Source organism: Bacillus cereus group sp. N14 (genome assembly GCF_016483555.1).
Taxonomy (GTDB): Bacteria; Bacillota; Bacilli; order Bacillales; family Bacillaceae_G; genus Bacillus_A; species Bacillus_A wiedmannii.
The window spans coordinates 1-20,313 of the sequence record NZ_JAEHBQ010000040.1 but is presented as its reverse complement, the minus strand read 5'-3'; the positions used below and the strand labels follow the sequence as shown (position 1 = coordinate 20,313).

Below are 20,313 nucleotides of genomic sequence, written 5' to 3'. Positions count from 1 at the left end.
CAAGTAACAAAAGGTGACTTCGTAGGATCAGCAAGTGGAGCAGTAGTATTAACGGCATTAATCGTATTTCTATCAAGTGTATTAGTATAATAGAAGTTTTAAATCTTACAAAATGAAAGGAGAATGAGGAATATGAACAGTGAACAAGTGTTACAAGTAACAAAAACAGATTTATTAGGATCATTAGGTGGAGCGGTAGTATTAACATCATTTATTTTATTCCTTGCAAATGTATTAGTATGAGACATATAAATACAATCATTCAAAAAAAATAAAGACTCTAGCATATTAGTAAGTAGTTAATATGTTGGGGTCTTTTTTGTTTTCCTCTCATATATATCTTCAAGTATTAATATTCCCTCCGTCATGTAAAGAGAAAAAAGTCGAATTTTATATGTAAGAAAAAAAGAGGAATTTGACAGAAAAGATAGAAAATTTTAAAGGTCAGAATTTGTTAGCTTGCTAACTAATTTCTATTAATTGATGTTGGAAGCGTTTTCGGTTGGTTTTAAGTATGGACCATTTAATCTATTTACAGGGGGATGAGGATTTTATGAAACAAAAATCTATGGATACGCTAGCTGCACAAATGGAGGACTTTTTTCCGGTACGTGATGTAGATCATTTGGAATTTTACGTAGGAAATGCAAAGCAATCAAGTTATTACCTTGCGAGAGCATTCGGTTTCAAAATTGTGGCTTACTCTGGATTAGAAACTGGTAACCGTGAAAAGGTATCTTATGTTCTTGTGCAAAAAAATATGCGTTTTGTTGTGTCTGGAGCTTTAAGTAGCGATAATCGTATCGCAGAATTTGTAAAGACACATGGTGATGGTGTAAAAGATGTTGCTTTACTTGTTGACGATGTTGACAAAGCATACTCGGAAGCTGTGAAACGTGGTGCCGTCGCGATTGCTCCACCTGTGGAATTAACAGACGAGAACGGTACATTGAAAAAAGCAGTTATTGGTACGTATGGTGATACAATTCACACGCTTGTAGAGCGTAAAAATTATAAAGGAACATTTATGCCAGGATTCCAACAGGTGGAGTTTAATATTCCATTTGAAGAGTCAGGTTTAATTGCTGTAGACCACGTAGTTGGTAATGTTGAGAAAATGGAAGAATGGGTTAGCTATTATGAGAATGTTATGGGCTTTAAACAAATGATTCATTTTGATGATGACGATATTAGTACAGAGTATTCAGCATTAATGTCGAAAGTTATGACAAATGGAAGTCGTATTAAGTTCCCTATTAACGAGCCAGCAGATGGAAAGAGAAAATCGCAAATTCAAGAATATCTAGAATTCTATAATGGAGCAGGTGTACAACATCTTGCTTTATTAACAAGCGATATCGTTAAAACAGTGGAAGCGCTTCGTGAAAATGGCGTGGAGTTTTTAGATACACCTGATACTTATTATGATGAGTTAAGTGCGCGAGTTGGGAAGATTGATGAAGAAATTGATAGGTTAAAAGAATTAAAGATTTTAGTAGATCGCGATGAGGAAGGATACTTACTACAAATCTTTACGAAACCAATTGTAGATCGTCCAACTTTATTTATTGAAATTATTCAACGTAAAGGTTCTCGCGGATTTGGAGAAGGGAACTTTAAAGCATTATTTGAATCAATTGAAAGAGAACAGGAACGTCGCGGAAACTTATAAGATTTGTATCCACCAGCAAAAGTCTCTTTGCTGGTGGAAATTTCATTTTTATAGGGAGGAATCATGATGAAATTTGTTACATTTCGTCTTCCTTCGAAAGAAATGCGAGCTGGATGGCTTGAAGGTGACAAAGTAATTGATATGAATCTTGCTAGCGATGGAAAATTACCTTCTTCTATGTTCGCCTTTTTAGAGAAAGCGGATGAGTATGTAGAAGTATTGCGTAATATGGAGAATCCGGAAAAGGGTATATATTCCTTAGAGGAAGTGCAATTAGCGGCGGCAATTCCTAATCCGAGTAGTATTCGGGATTTTTACGCGTTTGAACAGCATGTAAAAACGGCCCGCGGCCGGAGAGGGCTAGAGGTTGTACCTGAATGGTACGATATCCCGGTTTTTTATTTTACGAACCATCGTGCTGTAATTGGTCCAGATGATTTTGTAATTGGTCCGAAGAAATCTAAAAAGCTTGATTATGAGTTAGAGATCGCTTGCGTAATTGGGAAAGAAGGAAGAAATATTTCTCGTGAGCAAGCAGAGGAATACATTTTTGGTTATTGTATTATGAACGACTGGAGTGCAAGGGACTTACAAGCAACAGAAATGAAGGTAGGACTTGGTCCAGCAAAAGGAAAAGATTTTGCAACTTCATTAGGAGCGCACCTTGTTACGAAAGAGGAATTGGATGTGTATCGTAACGGTGACCGCTATGAGTTAGAAATGACTGCTCATGTAAATGGAAAGCTATTATCAAAGGGGAACTTCCAAGATATTTACTATACATTTGCTGAAATGATTGAACGTGCTTCGGAAGACGTTACGTTATATCCAGGCGATGTGATTGGTTCTGGGACAGTAGGAACAGGTTGTGTTTTAGAACTGGGTACGGAAGAGTGGCTGCAAGATGGGGATGTTGTAGAACTTACGATTACTGGTTTAGGTACGTTACGTAATACGGTCAAAAAAGAAATGGAAGCAGGTGATGGGCATGTTTTATCGTCACATGGGGGAGCTACCTCATAAACGACATGTACAATTCCGTAAAAAAGATGGGTCGCTTTATCGCGAACAGGTAATGGGAACAAAAGGTTTTTCTGGTACGCAATCTATTTTGTACCATCATTATATGCCAACGGAAGTAGGTCATGCGGCATTATCTCATTCTTGTCAGTTGCAGTATGAAGAAGATGTAGCTCTTGCTCATCGTCATTTTCGCACGAAAGAAAATAAAAAAACTGGCGATGCAGTAAGCGGAAGGAATTTTATGCTTGGGAATGAGGATTTATTAATTGGAGTAGTGGCTCCGACAGAAAAAATGGACTATTTCTACCGTAATGGTGATGGTGATGAAATGTTATTTGTTCATTACGGAACAGGGAAAATTGAAACGATGTTTGGAACGATTCACTATCGAAAAGGTGATTATGTAACAATCCCAATTGGAACGATTTATCGTGTTATTCCAGATGAAGGAGAGACTAAGTTTCTTGTTGTAGAGGCAAATAGTCAAATCACAACGCCGCGTCGTTATCGGAATGAATATGGACAATTGTTAGAGCATAGTCCGTTTTGTGAGAGAGATATTCGTGGTCCTGAAAAATTAGAGACGTATGATCAAAAAGGTGAGTTTGTCGTAATGACAAAGTCGCGAGGCTATATGCATAAACATGTTTTAGGGCACCATCCGTTAGATGTTGTTGGTTGGGATGGCTATTTATATCCGTGGGTCTTTAATGTAGAGGACTTTGAACCAATCACAGGTCGTATTCATCAGCCACCTCCAGTACATCAAACGTTCGAAGGTCACAATTTCGTTATTTGTTCTTTCGTACCACGTTTATACGACTATCATCCAGAATCTATTCCGGCACCATATTATCATAGTAACGTGAATAGTGATGAAGTACTGTACTATGTAGAGGGAAACTTTATGAGCCGGAAAGGTGTGGAAGAAGGTTCTATTACACTTCATCCGAGCGGAATTCCTCATGGGCCGCATCCTGGGAAAACAGAGGGAAGTATAGGGAAGAAAGAAACACTTGAACTAGCTGTTATGATAGACACGTTCCGTCCGCTTCGTATTGTAAAGCAAGCACATGAAACAGAAGATGAAAAATATATGTATAGCTGGATTGAAGAAGGTTCACATACTGTGAAATAGGTAAAAAGAGGCATGCTCAATAAGTGAGCATGCCTCTTTTGTGGAATCGACATGTATAATAATACCAAAAAAAATTACGGAAAGACATATAGAAACAACGATAAGGATATTGTATGTTCCGAAAGATTTCTACTTATTTCGACAAAAGTATTGACTGGGGAAAATGCAATGAGTAAAATAAAAAGCGAATTAAAAATTTTCAGAAAATTTAAAACTTGGAGGAGCATGCTATGAAGCAAATTTTTCAAAAGAAGCCTATTGCAAAGCTAATGCAAGAGAGTAAGCAAAAGACGTTAGCAAGAACATTGGGTGCATTGGATTTAACTATGCTTGGAATCGGGGCAATTGTTGGAACAGGTATTTTTGTTCTAACGGGCGTGGTAGCAGCAAAACATTCTGGACCAGCTATTATATTATCATTTGCGATAGCCGCGTTAGCCTGTGCCTTTGCTGCATTTTGTTATGCTGAATTCGCTTCTTCAGTTCCTGTCTCAGGCAGTGTGTATACGTACACATATGCGACGATGGGAGAGGTATTCGCATTTTTAATTGGATGGGACTTAATGCTTGAGTATTTACTCGCTACATCTGCTGTAGCAAACGGTTGGTCCGCTTATTTTCAATCTTTATTAAAGGGATTTGGGATCCATATTCCTACCATTCTCTCCTCGGCCCCTGGTACAGGAAAGGGTGGAATAATTGATTTGCCTGCGGTTCTAATTATTTTAGTAATGACAGTTCTTTTATCTAGAGGTGTTCGTGAAAGTGCACGAATAAATAACATTATGGTGTTTATTAAATTAGCGGTTGTTCTCATATTTATCTTTGCTGGTTTTAATTATGTAAAACCTGAAAATTGGACACCTTTTATGCCGTTTGGCTTAGATGGTGTAATGGCTGGAGCTGCTACAGTGTTTTTTGCATTCATAGGGTTTGATGCAGTTTCAACGGCAGCAGAAGAAGTGAAACGTCCACAACGTGATTTACCAATTGGCATTATTGCATCTTTATTAATTTGTACGGTTCTTTATATTGTTGTTTCACTTATTTTGACAGGAATTGTTCCATACGGACAGTTAAATATATCAGATCCAGTTGCTTTTGCACTTCAATTTATTGGACAAGATAGTTTAGCGGGAGTAATTTCAGTAGGAGCAATTACAGGAATCACAACAGTAATGTTAGTTATGATGTATGGGCAAGTACGTGTTTCGTATGCAATGAGTAGAGATGGATTATTGCCGAAGCGCCTTGCTAAAGTCCATCCAAAATTTAAAACACCATTTTTAAATACATGGACAACAGGAATTATTGCAGCACTTATTTCAGGATTAATAGATTTAAATGTGTTAGCGCATCTTGTAAATATGGGGACTTTATCAGCCTTTGCACTTGTAGCTGTTGCTGTTATTGTAATGAGAAGAACTCATCCGGATTTACCAAGAGCATTTAAGGCACCGCTTGTACCATTTTTACCAGCATTAACGGTGATTTTTTGTTTATATTTAATGCTTCAGTTATCCGGAACTGCTTGGATTAGTTTTGGGGTATGGATGGTTATCGGTATTGCGGTTTACTTCTTATATAGCCGAAAACATAGTGCTTTAAATAATAGTAAAGACGAAGAAGATGCAGCAAATTTATAAGTTAAAAAATCCATTCTAATTCTGTTAGGATGGATTTTTTATTCTGAAAATTTACATTTTTCTGATTGTGTATATAATATAATTGTTGGGGAACTGAGGGGGGAATGTATGAAAAATACGTGGCGTGAGTTAAGGGAGATGGACCGAAATATATGGATTCGGTTTATTGGCGAAACGTTAAATGGAATTGCAATGATGATGTTGATGCCTTTTTTTGCCCTATATTTAAAAGATAAGGTGGATTCGTTATTGGAAGTAGGGGTTATTATGGCACTTTCTCCGATTGCCGCAAGTTTCGGTTCTCTTCTTGGTGGGAGGATTGCTGATATATATGGAAGAAAGCCAATAATGATTTTTTCAATGGTGAGTAATGCTTTGTTCATGCTAGGTTTTTTATTTATAGAAGGATTTATTCCTTATGCTATTTTATCTATTTTTTTAGGGCTCAGTAATTCATTGTTCCATCCCGCTGCATCAGCAATGGTTGCGGATGTAACAGCACCTGAAAAAAGAACAGAAGCATATGGTTTATTACGAATGGGGCACAATATAGGTGCTGCAATTGGCCCGATAATGGGTGTTTCAGTAGTTATGTTGTCGAAGAACCTTGTGTTTATTATTGCCTCGTCTACGATGTTATTTTATGCATTACTTGTATTCATTCTTATTCAAGAGACAATGCCAAAGAGTGCGAATAAAGAAGAAAATAAAGAAAAGGAATCAGAGGCGGTTTGGAAAATTGTAATGAGAGATAAGGCACTAATGATTTATTTGTTAGCAGGTATCATTATTTCGATGGGATTTTCTCAAACAGAGGGCATGTTACCGCTGCACTTTGATAATGAAATGAAAGGCATTTTTGGAACTAACAATCCATATCCATATTTAATGGCTTTAAATGGACTATTAGTTGTGTTGTTCCAATTTCAAATTTCAAAATGGGCCACAGATAAACCTGTCGGAAAGACGATGTTATATGGTGCATGTTTGTTCGGAGTTGGTTTGTTCTTTATAGGATGGTTACCGAAGTGGTTTGGAGAATTTGATGCAAATGCTACGATTATTTTAATAACGTTGCTGTTCGTTTATGCTATATATACGTTAGGTGAGATGATTATGTCGCCTGTACAGATGACGTTTGTAGCGAATTTGGCCCCTGAGCACTTGAGAGGGACTTATATGGGAGCTGCCAGTTTGCAGTGGATTACAGGAGGCGCATTCGGTCCACTTCTGGGCGGTTTTTTATTGGATCGATTACTTGGCCACTTTCTATTTACAATTTTAGCTGTAGGATGTGTAGTTGCAGGTATTGTATATGTTTCTTTAGATCGTCTCGTTGAGCAAAGGCAAAAAGGCACACTGACCAAACAATCTTCTTAATGAGTAGATGACATACACAAAAAGGGGATTTCTACATATTTTAGGTACATAACTAGATTGGATTACAATTTTATCCCGCTATTTGTGGGCAGTAAGACTTCCACCTCAAAATTCGGCGGGAGATAACTGTCCGATTGGTGCGGGCTGATAATTAGTGGGGATGGCCCCTCGTTAATTAAATTTTCACTGTATTTTAGAATTTAATTTTGTATATTTATGAAGAAAGTTAAGTAGAAAAAGTATAGAAAACCAATAAGTGGTGTCATTTAATTATTTGTGGAAGTTACATTTTATTTCAAATAGGAACTACCTATTTTTATAAAAAGTGCTAAAATAGAAAAATGAAAACAATTGGTTAGGGTGATTTCAGTGACAAAAATTAAATTAGGTTTATTATATGGTGGAAAATCAGCTGAGCATCAAGTTTCGCTACAAACGGCTCTTGCTGCTATTAAAGCATTAAATCAAGATAAATTCGAGATTCATCCAATTTATATTACAGAACAAGGTCAGTGGGTGCGCGGTGAGCGTATTGAAGGTGAAGTAACAGATGTTGAAGTTCTAAAAATGAGCGGCGCAGAAAATGCGATTTCTCCGTTATCATTAAGCACAGAAATCATTCCATCTGCAGCTTCTGAGGAAAATGCTATCGACGTTATTTTCCCATTATTACATGGACCAAATGGTGAAGATGGAACGGTTCAAGGATTATTAGAATTAATGAACATTCCCTATGTAGGAAATGGTGTTCTAGCATCTGCTGCTGGTATGGATAAAGTTGTTATGAAAAACATCTTCGCAGAAGCTGGATTGAAACAAGCGAAGTATGCATCGTTTATTCGTAGTGCATGGGAAAAAGATTATGAAACAGCATATGAAAAAGTAGAAGAAGTTTTAGGATATCCTTGCTTCGTAAAACCAGCAAACCTTGGTTCAAGTGTTGGCATTAATAAGTGTAAAAATCGTGAAGAGCTTGAGAATGCATTTGAAGAGGCATTCCAATTTGACCGCAAAATTATTGTAGAAGAAAATATTGTTGGACGTGAAGTAGAAGTTGGTGTATTAGGTAATGATGAACCGAAATGTTCAGTTGTAGGTGAAATCGTACCGAAAAAGGACTTCTATGATTATAAGTCGAAATATATCGATGGCGATACAGCATTAATTATTCCGGCTGAAATGACAGAAGAAGAGTCTAATGTCATTAAGCGAGATGCAATTATTGCATTCCAATCGTTAGATAGTGCTGGCTTAACAAGAGCTGATTTCTTCTTAACGAAAGATGGAGAAGTATATATTAACGAAGTGAATACGATGCCAGGGTTTACGCCGTTTAGTATGTTCCCTCTACTATGGCAACATACTGGATTACCGTATCCGGAATTAATTGAAGAGCTAATTCGTTTAGCGATTGAGCGTCACGAAGAAAAACAAAAAATTAAATATACAATCTAACAAAAAAGGAGGAAGCACTATTCGCAGGAATAGTGCTTCCTCTATGTAAGGAGTGTTCTCATGATAAATCGAACGTTAAAACAAGTAGAACAGATGGTAAATGGTACGGGATTAGCAGAGCAATATGAGGGAATTACTATACAAGGAGTGTCTATTGATACGAGAAAAATCGAAAAAGGCAACCTATATGTTCCGATTCAAGGTGAACGTTTCGATGGACATGCTTTTGTAGATAAAGCCGTTGAAAATGGAGCTGTGGCGACATTATGGATGAAAGATGTAGCAAATCCACCTGAGAATCTTCCCGTTATTTTTGTGGAAGACACGTTATCAGCATTACAAATGTTAGCGAAAAACTATCGCAATCAATTGGATGTGAAAGTTATTGGTGTGACAGGGAGTAACGGTAAAACATCTACAAAAGATATTGTAACAAGTCTTCTTGCGACTAAATTCAAAGTTCAAAAAACAGAAGGAAACTTTAATAACCATATCGGGTTACCTCTTACTATTTTAAACTTAGAAGAAAATACAGAAGTAGCTGTATTAGAAATGGGTATGTCAAGCCGAGGGGAAATTGAATTCTTATCTAAGTTAGCTCGTCCAAATGCAGCTATCATTACGAACATTGGTGAGGCACATTTAATGGACTTAGGCTCTCGTGAGGCAATTGCTGAAGCGAAATTAGAAATTGTGACAGGATTACAAGAAGGTGGAGTGTTCGTATATAACGGAGATGAGCCATTATTAACAAATCGTGTTCCTGAAATGAATTTAATAGCTGAAAAAGTTACTTTTGGTGATGCTAGAGCAAATGATTACTATCCAACGACTGTAACATTACAGGCAACTGGGACACATTTTAAAATGAATAGAGAAGAAAATATTTCATTCTACTTACCAGTATTGGGGAAACATAATGTGTATAATACGCTTGCTTCAATGGCAATTGCAAAACATTTTGGTGTAACATGGGAAGAAATGAAACAAGGTTTAGTAACACTTCAAATGACGGGCATGCGTATGGAAATTGTAAAAACGGATAGTGGATTAACAATTATCAATGATGCTTATAATGCAAGTCCGACAGCTATGGAAGCAGCATTCCACTTAATGAACGGTTTAGATGGATTTGCTAAGAAGATCGTTGTACTCGGTGATATGTTAGAGCTTGGAAATCAAGAAGTACAGTTTCATTATGAAGTCGGTAAATTAATCGATCCAGCAAAAATTGCATATGTGTTCACATATGGTAAATTAGGGGCTCAAATTGCTGAAGGAGCGAAAATTAATTTCCCTATTGAGCGTGTAAAAGCGTATGATAATAAAGAAGAGCTAGTAAAAGAGTTACAAGCAGTAGTTGATGTGAAAGATGTTGTATTAATAAAAGCATCTCGCGGCATGAAATTGGAAGAAGTAATTACGATGTTGAAATAATTGGTGTATATAAATAGGGATGATAGATGCGAAAATAGAAGAAACTTATAATAAGCGCTTACAGTAAATATAAAAAAATAAAAGTGAAGAAAAAAACTCTGAATATGAAAATAAGGTAACAGTTGGGTTTGCTTTTTGCACATACAAAACTTATAATTGATAAAGTGTAATAACGTTTAGAAGTATTTTCGCGAAGAATATACGCCCGTTTATATACGTGAGCATTCAGGAAAAGGGCTTTTCCGCAAATTCGGAAAACGCCTTTTTTTAAATGATAAGTATAGGATAGAAAAGGAGAAGTAACATTGACAACATTTCGAGAATTAGGATTAAGTGAGTCTTTACTACAATCTGTTGAAAGTATGGGCTTTGAAGAGGCTACGCCGATTCAAGCTGAAACAATTCCACATGCATTGCAAGGTAAGGATATTATTGGGCAAGCACAAACAGGTACAGGGAAAACAGCAGCATTCGGATTACCACTATTAGATAAAGTGGATACAAATAAAGAAGCAGTTCAAGGTATTGTTATCGCGCCAACGCGTGAATTAGCAATTCAAGTTGGAGAAGAGCTGTACAAAATTGGTAAACATAAACGCGTTCGTATTTTACCAATCTATGGTGGTCAAGATATTAACCGCCAAATTCGTGCTCTAAAAAAACACCCACACATTATTGTTGGTACGCCGGGTCGTATTTTAGATCATATTAACCGTAAAACACTTCGCTTACAAAACGTAGAGACAGTTGTTCTTGACGAAGCGGATGAAATGTTAAACATGGGCTTCATTGAAGATATTGAAGCGATTTTAACAGATGTGCCAGATACACATCAAACATTATTATTCTCAGCGACAATGCCAGATCCAATCCGTCGTATTGCTGAGCGTTTCATGACTGAGCCTCAACACATTAAAGTAAAAGCAAAAGAAGTAACAATGCCAAACATTCAGCAGTTCTATTTAGAAGTGCAAGAAAAGAAAAAGTTTGACGTGTTAACACGCTTATTAGATATTCAATCTCCAGAGCTTGCAATCGTATTCGGTCGTACAAAGCGTCGTGTTGATGAATTATCAGAAGCATTAAACTTACGTGGTTATGCAGCAGAAGGTATTCACGGTGACTTAACACAAGCGAAGCGTATGTCTGTATTACGTAAATTTAAAGAAGGTGCTATTGAAGTTCTTGTTGCAACAGACGTTGCTGCACGTGGTCTTGATATTTCAGGCGTAACACATGTATATAACTTCGATATCCCACAAGATCCAGAATCATACGTTCACCGTATCGGTCGTACTGGCCGTGCAGGTAAAAAAGGTATTGCAATGTTATTTGTAACACCACGTGAATCAGGACAATTAAAAAATATCGAGCGCACTACAAAACGTAAAGTTGATCGTATGGAAGCACCGACACTTGACGAGGCATTAGAAGGTCAACAACGTTTAATCGCTGAAAAACTTCAAAGCACAATTGAAAATGATAATTTATCATACTACAAGCGTATTGCAGAAGAAATGTTAGAAGAGAATGATTCTGTAACAGTAGTAGCTGCTGCTTTAAAAATGATGACAAAAGAGCCAGATACAACTCCAATCGCTTTAACGTCAGAACCACCAGTTGTTTCAAGAGGTGGCGGTTCTAAAAAACGCGGCGGTAACGGAGGCGGATACCGTGATGGTAACCGTAATCGTAGTCGTGACGGACGCGGCGGTGGCGATGGTCGTAACCGTGATCGCAATCGTGATGGTGGTAGCCGTGGTGGCGATGGCCGTAACCGTGATCGCAATCGTGATGGTGGTAGCCGTGGTCGTAAAGGTGAAGGTCAAGGTCGCCCTGGATCTTCAAATGGACGTGGCGAAAGAAAACATCATAGCCGTCCACAAGCTTAATAAAAAAGAGAATGCCCTTTGCTGGCATTCTCTTTTTTTATTTCTGTAATTGTACATACTACATAATAACTTGTGTAGAAAAGAGGTGCTACATGCTTGTAAGACTTGGATATGTTGCGATGAGTGTACATTTAAAGAATGCATCTCCATCTCAAACGATGACATATGCGCAGTTTCAACGAATTGGTGATCGAGAGGCTGCAATTCGTAAACTCGAAAGAATTGCTAATTCGAATTTAGAAAATTGTTTACGGTTATTAAAGCATAATAAAGGGCATGATATATCTTTCTTTCGGCTTAGTTCCAAGCTTGTTCCTTTAGCGAATCATGAGGAGTTGTTAGAGTGGAACTATATTCGTCCCTTAAAAGAAAATTTAAAAGTACTAGGTGATTACGCTATTCGAATGAATATGCGTATTGATTTTCATCCAGATCATTTCGTTGTGCTGAATTCACCTGAAGAGAATATTTTTAAACAATCTGTAAAGACATTGCAGATGCATAAAAAATTATTAAAAGGTATGGGGATTGAACATAAGCAACGATGCGTATTACATGTGGGTGGAGGTTATAAAGATAAGGAACTCGCATTAGAACGCTTTATAGAAAATTGGTCAAGTGTTCCAAGAAGTATCCAAGAGATGGTCATATTAGAAAATGATGATACGACCTTTTCTTTAGAAGAAACATTGTATTTAGGTGAAAAATTAGATATTCCAGTCGTGTTTGATTTGCATCACCATATGATGAATAATGATCGAGAAGATTGGCATGAAGATTGGGCGCGTGTTGTACATACGTGGGGATCGTCTTTGTTACCAGTGAAAATGCATATTTCTAGTCCTAGAGAGGGAAAAGACCCGAGAGCGCATGCGGACTTTATTGATGTAGATACTTTTTTATCTTTTTTAAAAAAGATAAAGGGAAGTGTTTCGCAAATTGATTGTATGATTGAGGCGAAGAAGAAGGATGAGTCTTTATTTCAACTCATGAGAGATTTAAGTAAACAAACAGATGTAGAAATTGTCGATGGTGCGAGCTTTTATATTAAATAAGCTCTGCACCATCGAATTTTTTTGTTAATAAAGGAGTGCAAATACCACCAATAATCAATCCTGTTAAATGGCTTATAGGGTTAGCGGAGGGATTAAAGAAAGTGAATAGTAGTAATATACATATTATGATTGAAAAAATAGCAATGTCTCTTGGATTGGAAGAACGATATCGACTATACAATAGAAATAATTGTGCACCTAGCAATCCGAAAATACCACCAGATGCCCCGGCATGAATATATTCAAGAGGCATAATGAGATAAGAAGAAATATTTCCAAGAATTCCAGAAAGGAAAAAAATAATGATGAAAGAAAAGTGCCCTAGTTGTTTTTCAATAGAAGAGCCAAGCACAAATAAACAAATACTATTAGAAAGGAAATGTTGTAAGTCTACATGTACAAGTAAGGAAGTTATGAGACGCCACCATTCTCCTTTAGCGATATATTCATTGTAGGATGCCATGGGAAAGAGAAGAAAGTCGCCTAACATAATCGTGACTAATTGTATGAGAAGTAAAGTGATGACGATTGGTTGTAAGGAAATGCGGGCAGAAGGTATTAGCATGTTGTGAGTATCACTCCTTTTGCATCAGAAAGATTCTCTGTTATTCTTACAATATGAAAAAAGAAAGCTAAATAGAAGAAGGGGATTTTGAAATGATTGTAGGGATTGGAATCGATATTATTGAATTGAATCGAATTGAAAAAATGCTAGATGGAAAACTTAAATTTATGGAGCGTATTTTAACTGAAAGTGAACGCAATGTTGCTAAGGAGCTGAAGGGAAGTCGCCTTACAGAGTTTGTAGCTGGAAGATTTGCAGCGAAAGAGGCGTATTCAAAAGCGGTAGGAACTGGTATTGGAAAAGAAGTAAGTTTTTTAGATATTGAAGTAAGGAATGATGATAGAGGTAAGCCGATTCTCGTTACAAGTACAGAGCATATTGTTCATTTATCAATTAGTCATAGTAAGGAATTTGCTGTTGCTCAAGTTGTTTTAGAAAGCTCGTCACGCTAGTCTGCATATTTTATATCTTTGTCTCATATATTTGATGTAGCGATAAGGAAGGTACATCTTCCATTCATTTATAGGGGCAAAGGGGCTGAAGTGATGAAAAGGCGTCTGTTTTTAGTTCTTGTCGGTTTATTAACCGTTTTTGTGTTGGCGGGTTGTATGGAAAAGAAACAAGATGATGTTGTGAGAGATTTAGAGGCGAAAGTAAAAGGGATGAAAAGTTATCAAGCTGAAGCAAAATTATCTATTAAAACAGGGAATGAGCCTCAGGAGTACAAGGTAGAAATATGGCATAAGGAACCTTCTTTTTATCGTGTGAATTTGCAGAATGCGAAAAAAGATCAAAGCCAAATTATTTTAAGAAATGAAGAAGGGGTATTTGTATTAACGCCAGCACTTAATAAGAGTTTCCGTTTCCAAAGTGATTGGCCGCAAAATAGTAGCCAGGCTTATTTATATGAATCCCTTGTGAGAGATATTTTGCAGGATAAGAAAAACCTTACTTTTGAAAAAACAGATAAGTATTATATTTTTAAAACAAAAACAAACTATCAACATCAAAACATGTTGCCGAAACAAGAGATTACATTGAAGAAAAGTGATTTAACACCAGTTTCGGTGAAGTTAATGGATAATGATCAAAATGTTCTTGTGAAAGTAGATTTCTCAAAAGTGAAATTTGATGCGAAATTTGATAAAGGTGCATTTGATACGAAACAAAATATGTCTAGAGCGCAAGTAGATGTTCAAACAACAGCGAAAGAAGACAAACCATTTGCTATTTTGTATCCGCGTGATACGCCGCAAGGTATGGTTTTGAAAGATGAAAAAGAGTTGAAGACAGACAGTGGCAAGCGTGCGATACTCACATACACTGGAAGTAAGAAATCCTTTACTTTGATACAAGAAAAGGCAAAAGTTGCAGAGGCTTCGTCAGCGATAAGTGTGAGCGGAGAATTGGTTGATCTTGGCTTTACAATTGGGGCATTGACGAAAGATTCTTTAACGTGGTCGCATAACGGAGTAGAATATATGCTCGTGTCTAAAGGTTTAGAGCCGAAGGAGCTATTAATGGTTGCTCGTTCAGTTACAGAGAAGCAAGTGAAGTAAACTTCTTAGACGTGGTGATATATGTGCACCACGTCTTTTCTTAGTTTGAAGGGTGGATTTCATAAAAGAAGCATATAAAAGAATAAGCTTCGCATATCGTGTATAAGGAAGTGTATTTATGGAAGAAGCACCATTTTACCGTGACACTTGGGTGGAAGTGGATTTAGATGCGATCTATAACAATATTACACACATTAAAGATTTCATTCCAAGTGATGTAGAGATTTTTGCTGTAGTTAAGGCGAATGCATATGGACACGATTATGTACCGGTAGCTAAAACGGCATTAGAAGCAGGGGCGACAAGGTTAGCGGTTGCCTTTTTAGATGAAGCTCTAGTGCTTCGAAGGGCTGGTATTACTGTGCCGATTCTAGTGTTAGGTCCTTCCCCGCCTCGTGATGTCAATGTAGCTGCTGAAAATGATGTAGCGTTAACTGTTTTTCAAAAAGAATGGGTGGATGAAGCGATCGAACTTTGGGATGGTTCATCTACAATGAAATACCATATTAATTTCGATAGTGGTATGGGGAGAATTGGAATACGCGAACGAAAAGAATTAAAAGGATTTTTAAAGAGTTTAGAAGGTGCGCCATTTTTAGAATTAGAAGGAGTTTATACACATTTTGCAACAGCGGATGAGGTGGAGACTTCTTACTTTGATAAGCAATATAACACATTTTTGCAGCAGTTAAGTTGGTTGAAAGAGTTCGGAGTGGATCCTAAGTCTGTCCATACAGCTAATAGTGCTGCAACGCTACGTTTTCAAGGGATTACATTTAATGCAGTACGAATTGGCATTGCGATGTATGGGTTATCCCCGTCTGTAGAAATACGCCCTTTTTTACCGTTTAAATTAGAACCAGCGCTATCACTGCATACGAAAGTTGCTCATATTAAACAGGTGATTAAAGGGGATGGGATTAGTTATAACGTCACTTACCGAACGAAAACGGAAGAATGGATTGCAACTGTTGCGATTGGATATGCAGATGGATGGCTTAGAAGATTACAAGGGTTCGAAGTGCTTATAAATGGTAAAAGGGTACCGATTGTAGGTCGAGTAACAATGGATCAATTCATGATACACCTTCCTTGTGAAGTGCCGCTTGGTACGAAAGTTACACTCATTGGAAAACAAGGTGATGAGTATATTAGTGCTACTGAGGTTGCTGAATATTCTGGGACTATTAATTATGAAATTATTGCAACGATAAGCTTCCGAGTGCCGAGAATATTCATACGGCACGGCAAGGTTGTAGAAGTAATCAATTATTTGAACAATATATAGAAGGTAGTATGGTTTGCTTCTTGTCATTTGAGAGGACTGTTCATTGGTTAAGAATAAGCTCATTTTTGATGGGAAGCTTTTTACTTATCATTACTTTTAACATAATTTAACGTGAATTTTGCGGGGAAACTCTTTCGTTTTTTGTTTGTAATAAGATAAAAATAAAAGAATATGAATTTTTTGTTTGTGAATTGGAAAACATAAGCAAGGAATAAGGAAGTCTTTGCAACAGGCTCCATACAATGGTATTATTACAATAGGTGTCATATATATATTTGGGTGTGTAGTTGACGGTGGAGGTGTATTTTTGTGTCCGAATCAAGTGTAACTACTGAAATCGTGGTTCGGTTGCCAAAGCAAATGGTAACGGAATTGGACGGAATTGGAAAACAAGAGAATAAGAATCGCCATGAACTAATTTGCCAGGCAACACAACTGTTATTGCGTCAACATAAGACGAAGAAACGCTACCAACATGAATCAATGCGACGTGGGTACATTGAAATGGGAAAAATTAATCTTGGTATTGCATCGGAAGCTTTCTTAGCAGAGTATGAAGCAGCTCATACAGTAGAACGCTTAGTTAGCGGGGGGTAATATTTTGATTGTAAAACGCGGCGACGTGTATTTTGCAGACCTTTCCCCAGTTGTTGGTTCTGAGCAAGGAGGCGTTCGTCCGGTTCTTGTCATTCAAAATGACATCGGAAATCGTTTTAGTCCAACGGTGATTGTAGCGGCTATTACTGCACAGATTCAAAAAGCTAAATTACCCACTCATGTGGAAATTGATGCGAAAAAGTACGGTTTTGAGAGAGATTCTGTTATTTTACTTGAGCAGATTCGAACAATCGATAAGCAGCGCTTAACGGACAAAATCACTCACTTAGATGAAGTGATGATGATTCGTGTAGATGAAGCGCTACAAATTAGTTTAGGACTAATAGATTTTTAAATCGGCAGTTTAAGTTGCTCTCTTTACAGGGCAACTTTTTTTTATTATAGAGGAGGTTACGGTTGTATATGGAAATGGTAGATAATCGACAAGCGTTAATGAAAATGTTAGTGAAGGAATTAGGCTTTACCGAAAAGCAAGTTCGTCATGTTATTCAATTAACAGAAGAAGGTAACACAGTTCCATTTATTGCTCGTTACCGAAAAGAATGGACAGGTTCTTTAGATGAAGTGCAAATTCGTACAATTTTAGAGAGATGGCAATATATGATGCAGCTTGAAGATAGGAAAGAAGAGGTTCTTCGTCTTATTGATGAGAAGGGGAAACTGACAGGAGAGTTACGTCAGCAAATTGTTAAAGCTGTAAAGTTGCAAGAAGTAGAAGATTTATATCGTCCATATAAAGAGAAAAGAAGAACGAAAGCAACGATTGCAAAAGAAAAAGGACTAGAGCCGTTAGCTGAATGGTTATTGTTATATAAGAAAGAAGATCCAAATCAGAAGGCAGTGGAGTTTATTAACGCAGAGAAAGAAGTGCAATCTGCAGAAGAAGCATTACAAGGTGCCCAAGACATTATTGCAGAAATCGTTTCAGATGAAGCAGCTTATCGTAGTTGGATTCGGAATGTTACTTTTAGAAAAGGTGTTATGTCTTCGTCCGTAAAAGATGAAGAGAAAGATGAAAAGAATATATATGAAATGTATTACAGTTATGAAGAACCGTTGCAGAAAGTAGTACCGCATCGTGTATTAGCGATGAATCGCGGTGAGAAAGAAGATATATTGAGAGTTTCTGTTGTTCCACCAGTAGATGAGATAGTAACTTTCTTATATAAGAGAGTAATTCGTGATAACGATTCTAAAAGTGCACATTATGTAAAGTTAGCAATTGAGGATGGTTATAAACGATTAATTCAATCCTCCATTGAAAGAGAGATTCGAAAAGAATTAACAGAAACAGCTGAGGAACAAGCGATACATATTTTCTCTGAGAACTTACGTAATTTGTTATTACAACCTCCAATGAAAGGAAAGGTTGTGTTAGCTTTAGATCCTGCATATAGAACGGGGTGTAAATTAGCTGTTGTAGATGATACGGGGAAGGTTCTATATATTGATGTTATTTATCCGCATCCACCTGTTCGTAAATATGAAGATGCAAAAACGAAAGTTCTTTCTATTATAGATAAATATCAAGTTGAAATGATTGCGATTGGGAATGGTACAGCTTCTAGAGAATCGGAAGAATTTATAGTTGATGTATTACAAAATGTGAAACAAGAAGTCTTCTATATTATTGTGAACGAAGCTGGTGCGAGTGTGTATTCGGCCTCCGATTTAGCTCGTGAGGAATTTCCGAATTTACAGGTTGAAGAAAGAAGTGCTGTTTCTATTGGGAGACGTCTGCAAGATCCACTTGCTGAACTTGTGAAGATTGATCCTAAATCAGTTGGGGTTGGACAATACCAACATGATGTATCTCAAAAGAGGTTGAATGAATCATTAACATTTGTAGTAGAGACGGCAGTTAACCAAGTCGGTGTGAATGTAAATACAGCTTCAGTTGCGTTATTGCAATATGTTTCGGGTTTATCGAAAACTGTTGCGAAAAATATTGTGGCAAAGCGTGAAGAAGAAGGGAAATTTACAAAACGAACAGACTTAAAGAAAATACCGCGTCTAGGTGCGAAGACATATGAACAATGCATAGGTTTCTTACGTATATTAGAAGGGGCAAATCCGTTAGATCGAACGGGTATTCATCCAGAACAATATAAAAATGTTGAGTTGTTATTGAAGAGTCTAGGGTTATCAAAAGATGACGTAGGGCAATTGCAATTACAAAAGAGCTTAGAAGAAGTGGAGATTTCTAAGTTATCGCAAGAAACGGGAGTTGGGGAGCCAACATTAGTTGATATTATAGATGCGCTCATTAGTCCAGAGCGAGACATGAGGGATGAGTTGCCTAAACCGCTTCTGAAAAAAGGGATTTTGAAATTAGAAGATTTAAAACGTGGTATGGAACTGGAAGGAACGGTTCGTAACGTTGTTGATTTTGGTGCTTTTGTTGATGTAGGTGTAAAACAAGATGGTTTAGTACATATTTCTAAACTAAGCAAACAGTATGTGAAGCATCCGTTAGATATTGTATCTGTCGGACAAATCGTCAAGGTATGGGTAGATGATATTGATACGAAAAAAGGTCGCGTTGCACTATCCATGTTGCCGATTGAATAGTAAGAGAAGAGAGCAGATGAAACTGCTCTTTTTTTTATGGGATAAAACGTGTAATGGATTATGAGCTTTGATGTATTTTGCTATAATAAAACCAGCATTCATTTAGTAATTTAATTTGATACCGGTTTTTTTCAAAATATGCGCGTTGCATTTGTTTTTTTAGCCACGTAGGCATAGGAATCCCTCCTTGTTTAATCCTACTCTCAAAAATGTAAGGTACTATTGATGAGAGGTTGGTGAGTGGATTTCTATTCATGCTATATTTTTAGAAACCACGCTTCTTGAATGAGGATGGGTATATGTACTATTTAATATATGTATAAGGGAGGAGAAAAGTGTAAAAATATTTTTTAGTTTAGGAGGAATGAGAGTGGATGAGCAAGAAATACAGCGTCTGGTGGAAGAAGTATCACTACAATACTTCGGAACGCCATTTTTACATAGAGCTATGTTCAATAGTAGGTTGCGTACAACTGGTGGACGTTATCTATTGAATACACACAATATTGAACTGAATTATCGATATTACGAAATGTATGGGAAAGAAGAGTTAGTCGGAATCATTAAACATGAGCTTTGTCATTATCACTTACATATTACAGGAAGGGGCTATAAGCACCGGGATAGAGATTTTCGTGAATTGTTGAAAGAAGTTGATGCGCCACGCTTCTGTAAACGAATAATTAATGAAGAGAAGGAAAAAAAGGTTTATACGTATGAATGTATGGGCTGTTTGCTTCAATATGTAAGAAGACGTCAAATAAATACAAAAAGATATGTCTGCGGAAAGTGTAAAGGGAAACTGAACCTGATAAAGAAAACATCTTGACAGTGAAAACGCAATCCAGTATATTATAAACATGTCACGTTTGTACAAGATGTTGAGAAAAAACATCTTGACTTACGATAAGAAATTTTATAAGATACAAATTGTCTTTATTATTCCGCAGTAGCTCAGTGGTAGAGCTATCGGCTGTTAACCGATCGGTCGTAGGTTCGAGTCCTACCTGCGGA

Annotated in this window: 20 protein-coding genes and 1 tRNA gene; 19 read left to right on the top strand and 2 right to left on the bottom strand. The window is 37.0% G+C overall.

The window, feature by feature from the left end; translation table 11 throughout:
* The 11 genes from JDS82_RS28435 to uvsE all read left to right on the top strand — a co-directional run.
* On the top strand, positions 1-90 hold a 90-nt coding region (locus tag JDS82_RS28435; protein WP_002163772.1), incomplete at its 5' end, for a DUF3948 family protein.
* Positions 91-132: 42 nt separating this feature from the next.
* The gene (locus JDS82_RS28430) at positions 133-243 is read left to right on the top strand and encodes a DUF3948 family protein (RefSeq protein WP_001083700.1); all 111 of its coding nucleotides are present in this window, start codon (positions 133-135) and stop codon (positions 241-243) included.
* Between the two features lie 310 nt (positions 244-553).
* Positions 554-1,672 (top strand): 4-hydroxyphenylpyruvate dioxygenase, encoded by a 1,119-nt coding sequence (gene hppD, locus JDS82_RS28425; protein WP_000810916.1) that lies wholly within the window; start codon positions 554-556, stop codon positions 1,670-1,672.
* 66 nt (positions 1,673-1,738) lie between these two features.
* A complete protein-coding gene (locus tag JDS82_RS28420) occupies positions 1,739-2,695 on the top strand; it encodes a fumarylacetoacetate hydrolase family protein (protein WP_000674024.1) in 957 nt (318 codons plus the stop codon).
* Positions 2,661-3,833 carry a homogentisate 1,2-dioxygenase gene (locus tag JDS82_RS28415; protein ID WP_048542891.1) on the top strand — a complete coding sequence of 391 codons (1,173 nt, stop codon included), beginning with the start codon at positions 2,661-2,663 and terminating at the stop codon, positions 3,831-3,833. The genes JDS82_RS28420 and JDS82_RS28415 overlap by 35 nt, the downstream gene beginning before the upstream one ends.
* Before the next feature lie 230 nt (positions 3,834-4,063).
* On the top strand, positions 4,064-5,479 hold the full coding sequence (locus JDS82_RS28410; protein ID WP_000809356.1) for a branched-chain amino acid transporter BcaP: 1,416 nt from the start codon (positions 4,064-4,066) through the stop codon (positions 5,477-5,479).
* A gap of 108 nt (positions 5,480-5,587) precedes the next feature.
* The gene (locus JDS82_RS28405; protein WP_000799712.1) at positions 5,588-6,859 is read left to right on the top strand and encodes an MDR family MFS transporter; all 1,272 of its coding nucleotides are present in this window, start codon (positions 5,588-5,590) and stop codon (positions 6,857-6,859) included.
* Positions 6,860-7,228: 369 nt separating this feature from the next.
* Positions 7,229-8,314 (top strand): D-alanine--D-alanine ligase, encoded by a 1,086-nt coding sequence (locus tag JDS82_RS28400; protein ID WP_000161439.1) that lies wholly within the window; start codon positions 7,229-7,231, stop codon positions 8,312-8,314.
* Positions 8,315-8,374: 60 nt separating this feature from the next.
* Positions 8,375-9,751, top strand: a complete 1,377-nt coding sequence (murF, locus tag JDS82_RS28395) for a UDP-N-acetylmuramoyl-tripeptide--D-alanyl-D-alanine ligase (RefSeq protein ID WP_048567273.1) — start codon at positions 8,375-8,377, stop codon at positions 9,749-9,751.
* Between the two features lie 305 nt (positions 9,752-10,056).
* Entirely contained in the window at positions 10,057-11,643 is a 1,587-nt protein-coding gene (gene cshA, locus JDS82_RS28390; protein WP_000206596.1) for a degradosome RNA helicase CshA, read from the top strand.
* 92 nt (positions 11,644-11,735) lie between these two features.
* Complete coding sequence (gene uvsE, locus JDS82_RS28385) at positions 11,736-12,698, top strand: UV DNA damage repair endonuclease UvsE (protein WP_000961179.1); 963 nt, start codon at positions 11,736-11,738, stop codon at positions 12,696-12,698.
* Here the strand turns inward: uvsE and JDS82_RS28380 are convergent.
* Positions 12,691-13,263 (bottom strand): rhomboid family intramembrane serine protease, encoded by a 573-nt coding sequence (locus tag JDS82_RS28380; protein WP_061672390.1) that lies wholly within the window; start codon positions 13,261-13,263, stop codon positions 12,691-12,693. The genes uvsE and JDS82_RS28380 overlap by 8 nt on opposite strands.
* A gap of 92 nt (positions 13,264-13,355) precedes the next feature.
* On the opposite strand from JDS82_RS28380, the gene acpS reads away from it, so the two are divergent.
* The 6 genes from acpS (at position 13,356) to JDS82_RS28350 (ending at position 19,299) form a co-directional block, all read left to right on the top strand.
* Positions 13,356-13,715: a holo-ACP synthase gene (gene acpS, locus JDS82_RS28375; protein WP_000635044.1), complete on the top strand. Its 360-nt coding sequence runs from the start codon at positions 13,356-13,358 to the stop codon at positions 13,713-13,715.
* A gap of 156 nt (positions 13,716-13,871) precedes the next feature.
* On the top strand, positions 13,872-14,822 hold the full coding sequence (locus JDS82_RS28370) for a LolA family protein (protein WP_002096914.1): 951 nt from the start codon (positions 13,872-13,874) through the stop codon (positions 14,820-14,822).
* 118 nt (positions 14,823-14,940) lie between these two features.
* The gene (gene alr / locus JDS82_RS28365) at positions 14,941-16,110 is read left to right on the top strand and encodes an alanine racemase (protein ID WP_199714299.1); all 1,170 of its coding nucleotides are present in this window, start codon (positions 14,941-14,943) and stop codon (positions 16,108-16,110) included.
* A 309-nt stretch (positions 16,111-16,419) separates the two neighbouring features.
* On the top strand, positions 16,420-16,707 hold the full coding sequence (locus JDS82_RS28360) for an antitoxin EndoAI (protein ID WP_000004570.1): 288 nt from the start codon (positions 16,420-16,422) through the stop codon (positions 16,705-16,707).
* 4 nt (positions 16,708-16,711) lie between these two features.
* Positions 16,712-17,062 (top strand): type II toxin-antitoxin system endoribonuclease NdoA, encoded by a 351-nt coding sequence (ndoA, locus tag JDS82_RS28355; RefSeq protein WP_000635963.1) that lies wholly within the window; start codon positions 16,712-16,714, stop codon positions 17,060-17,062.
* 68 nt (positions 17,063-17,130) lie between these two features.
* Positions 17,131-19,299: a Tex family protein gene (locus tag JDS82_RS28350; protein WP_000426248.1), complete on the top strand. Its 2,169-nt coding sequence runs from the start codon at positions 17,131-17,133 to the stop codon at positions 19,297-19,299.
* A 58-nt stretch (positions 19,300-19,357) separates the two neighbouring features.
* Here the strand turns inward: JDS82_RS28350 and cmpA are convergent, their stop codons facing one another.
* Complete coding sequence (gene cmpA, locus JDS82_RS28345; protein WP_001143642.1) at positions 19,358-19,474, bottom strand: cortex morphogenetic protein CmpA; 117 nt, start codon at positions 19,472-19,474, stop codon at positions 19,358-19,360.
* A gap of 195 nt (positions 19,475-19,669) precedes the next feature.
* Between cmpA and JDS82_RS28340 the strand changes: the two genes are divergently transcribed.
* Both JDS82_RS28340 and JDS82_RS28335 read left to right on the top strand, forming a co-directional pair.
* Complete coding sequence (locus tag JDS82_RS28340; RefSeq protein WP_000344253.1) at positions 19,670-20,128, top strand: SprT family protein; 459 nt, start codon at positions 19,670-19,672, stop codon at positions 20,126-20,128.
* 114 nt (positions 20,129-20,242) lie between these two features.
* Positions 20,243-20,313: transfer RNA gene (locus tag JDS82_RS28335), tRNA-Asn, on the top strand.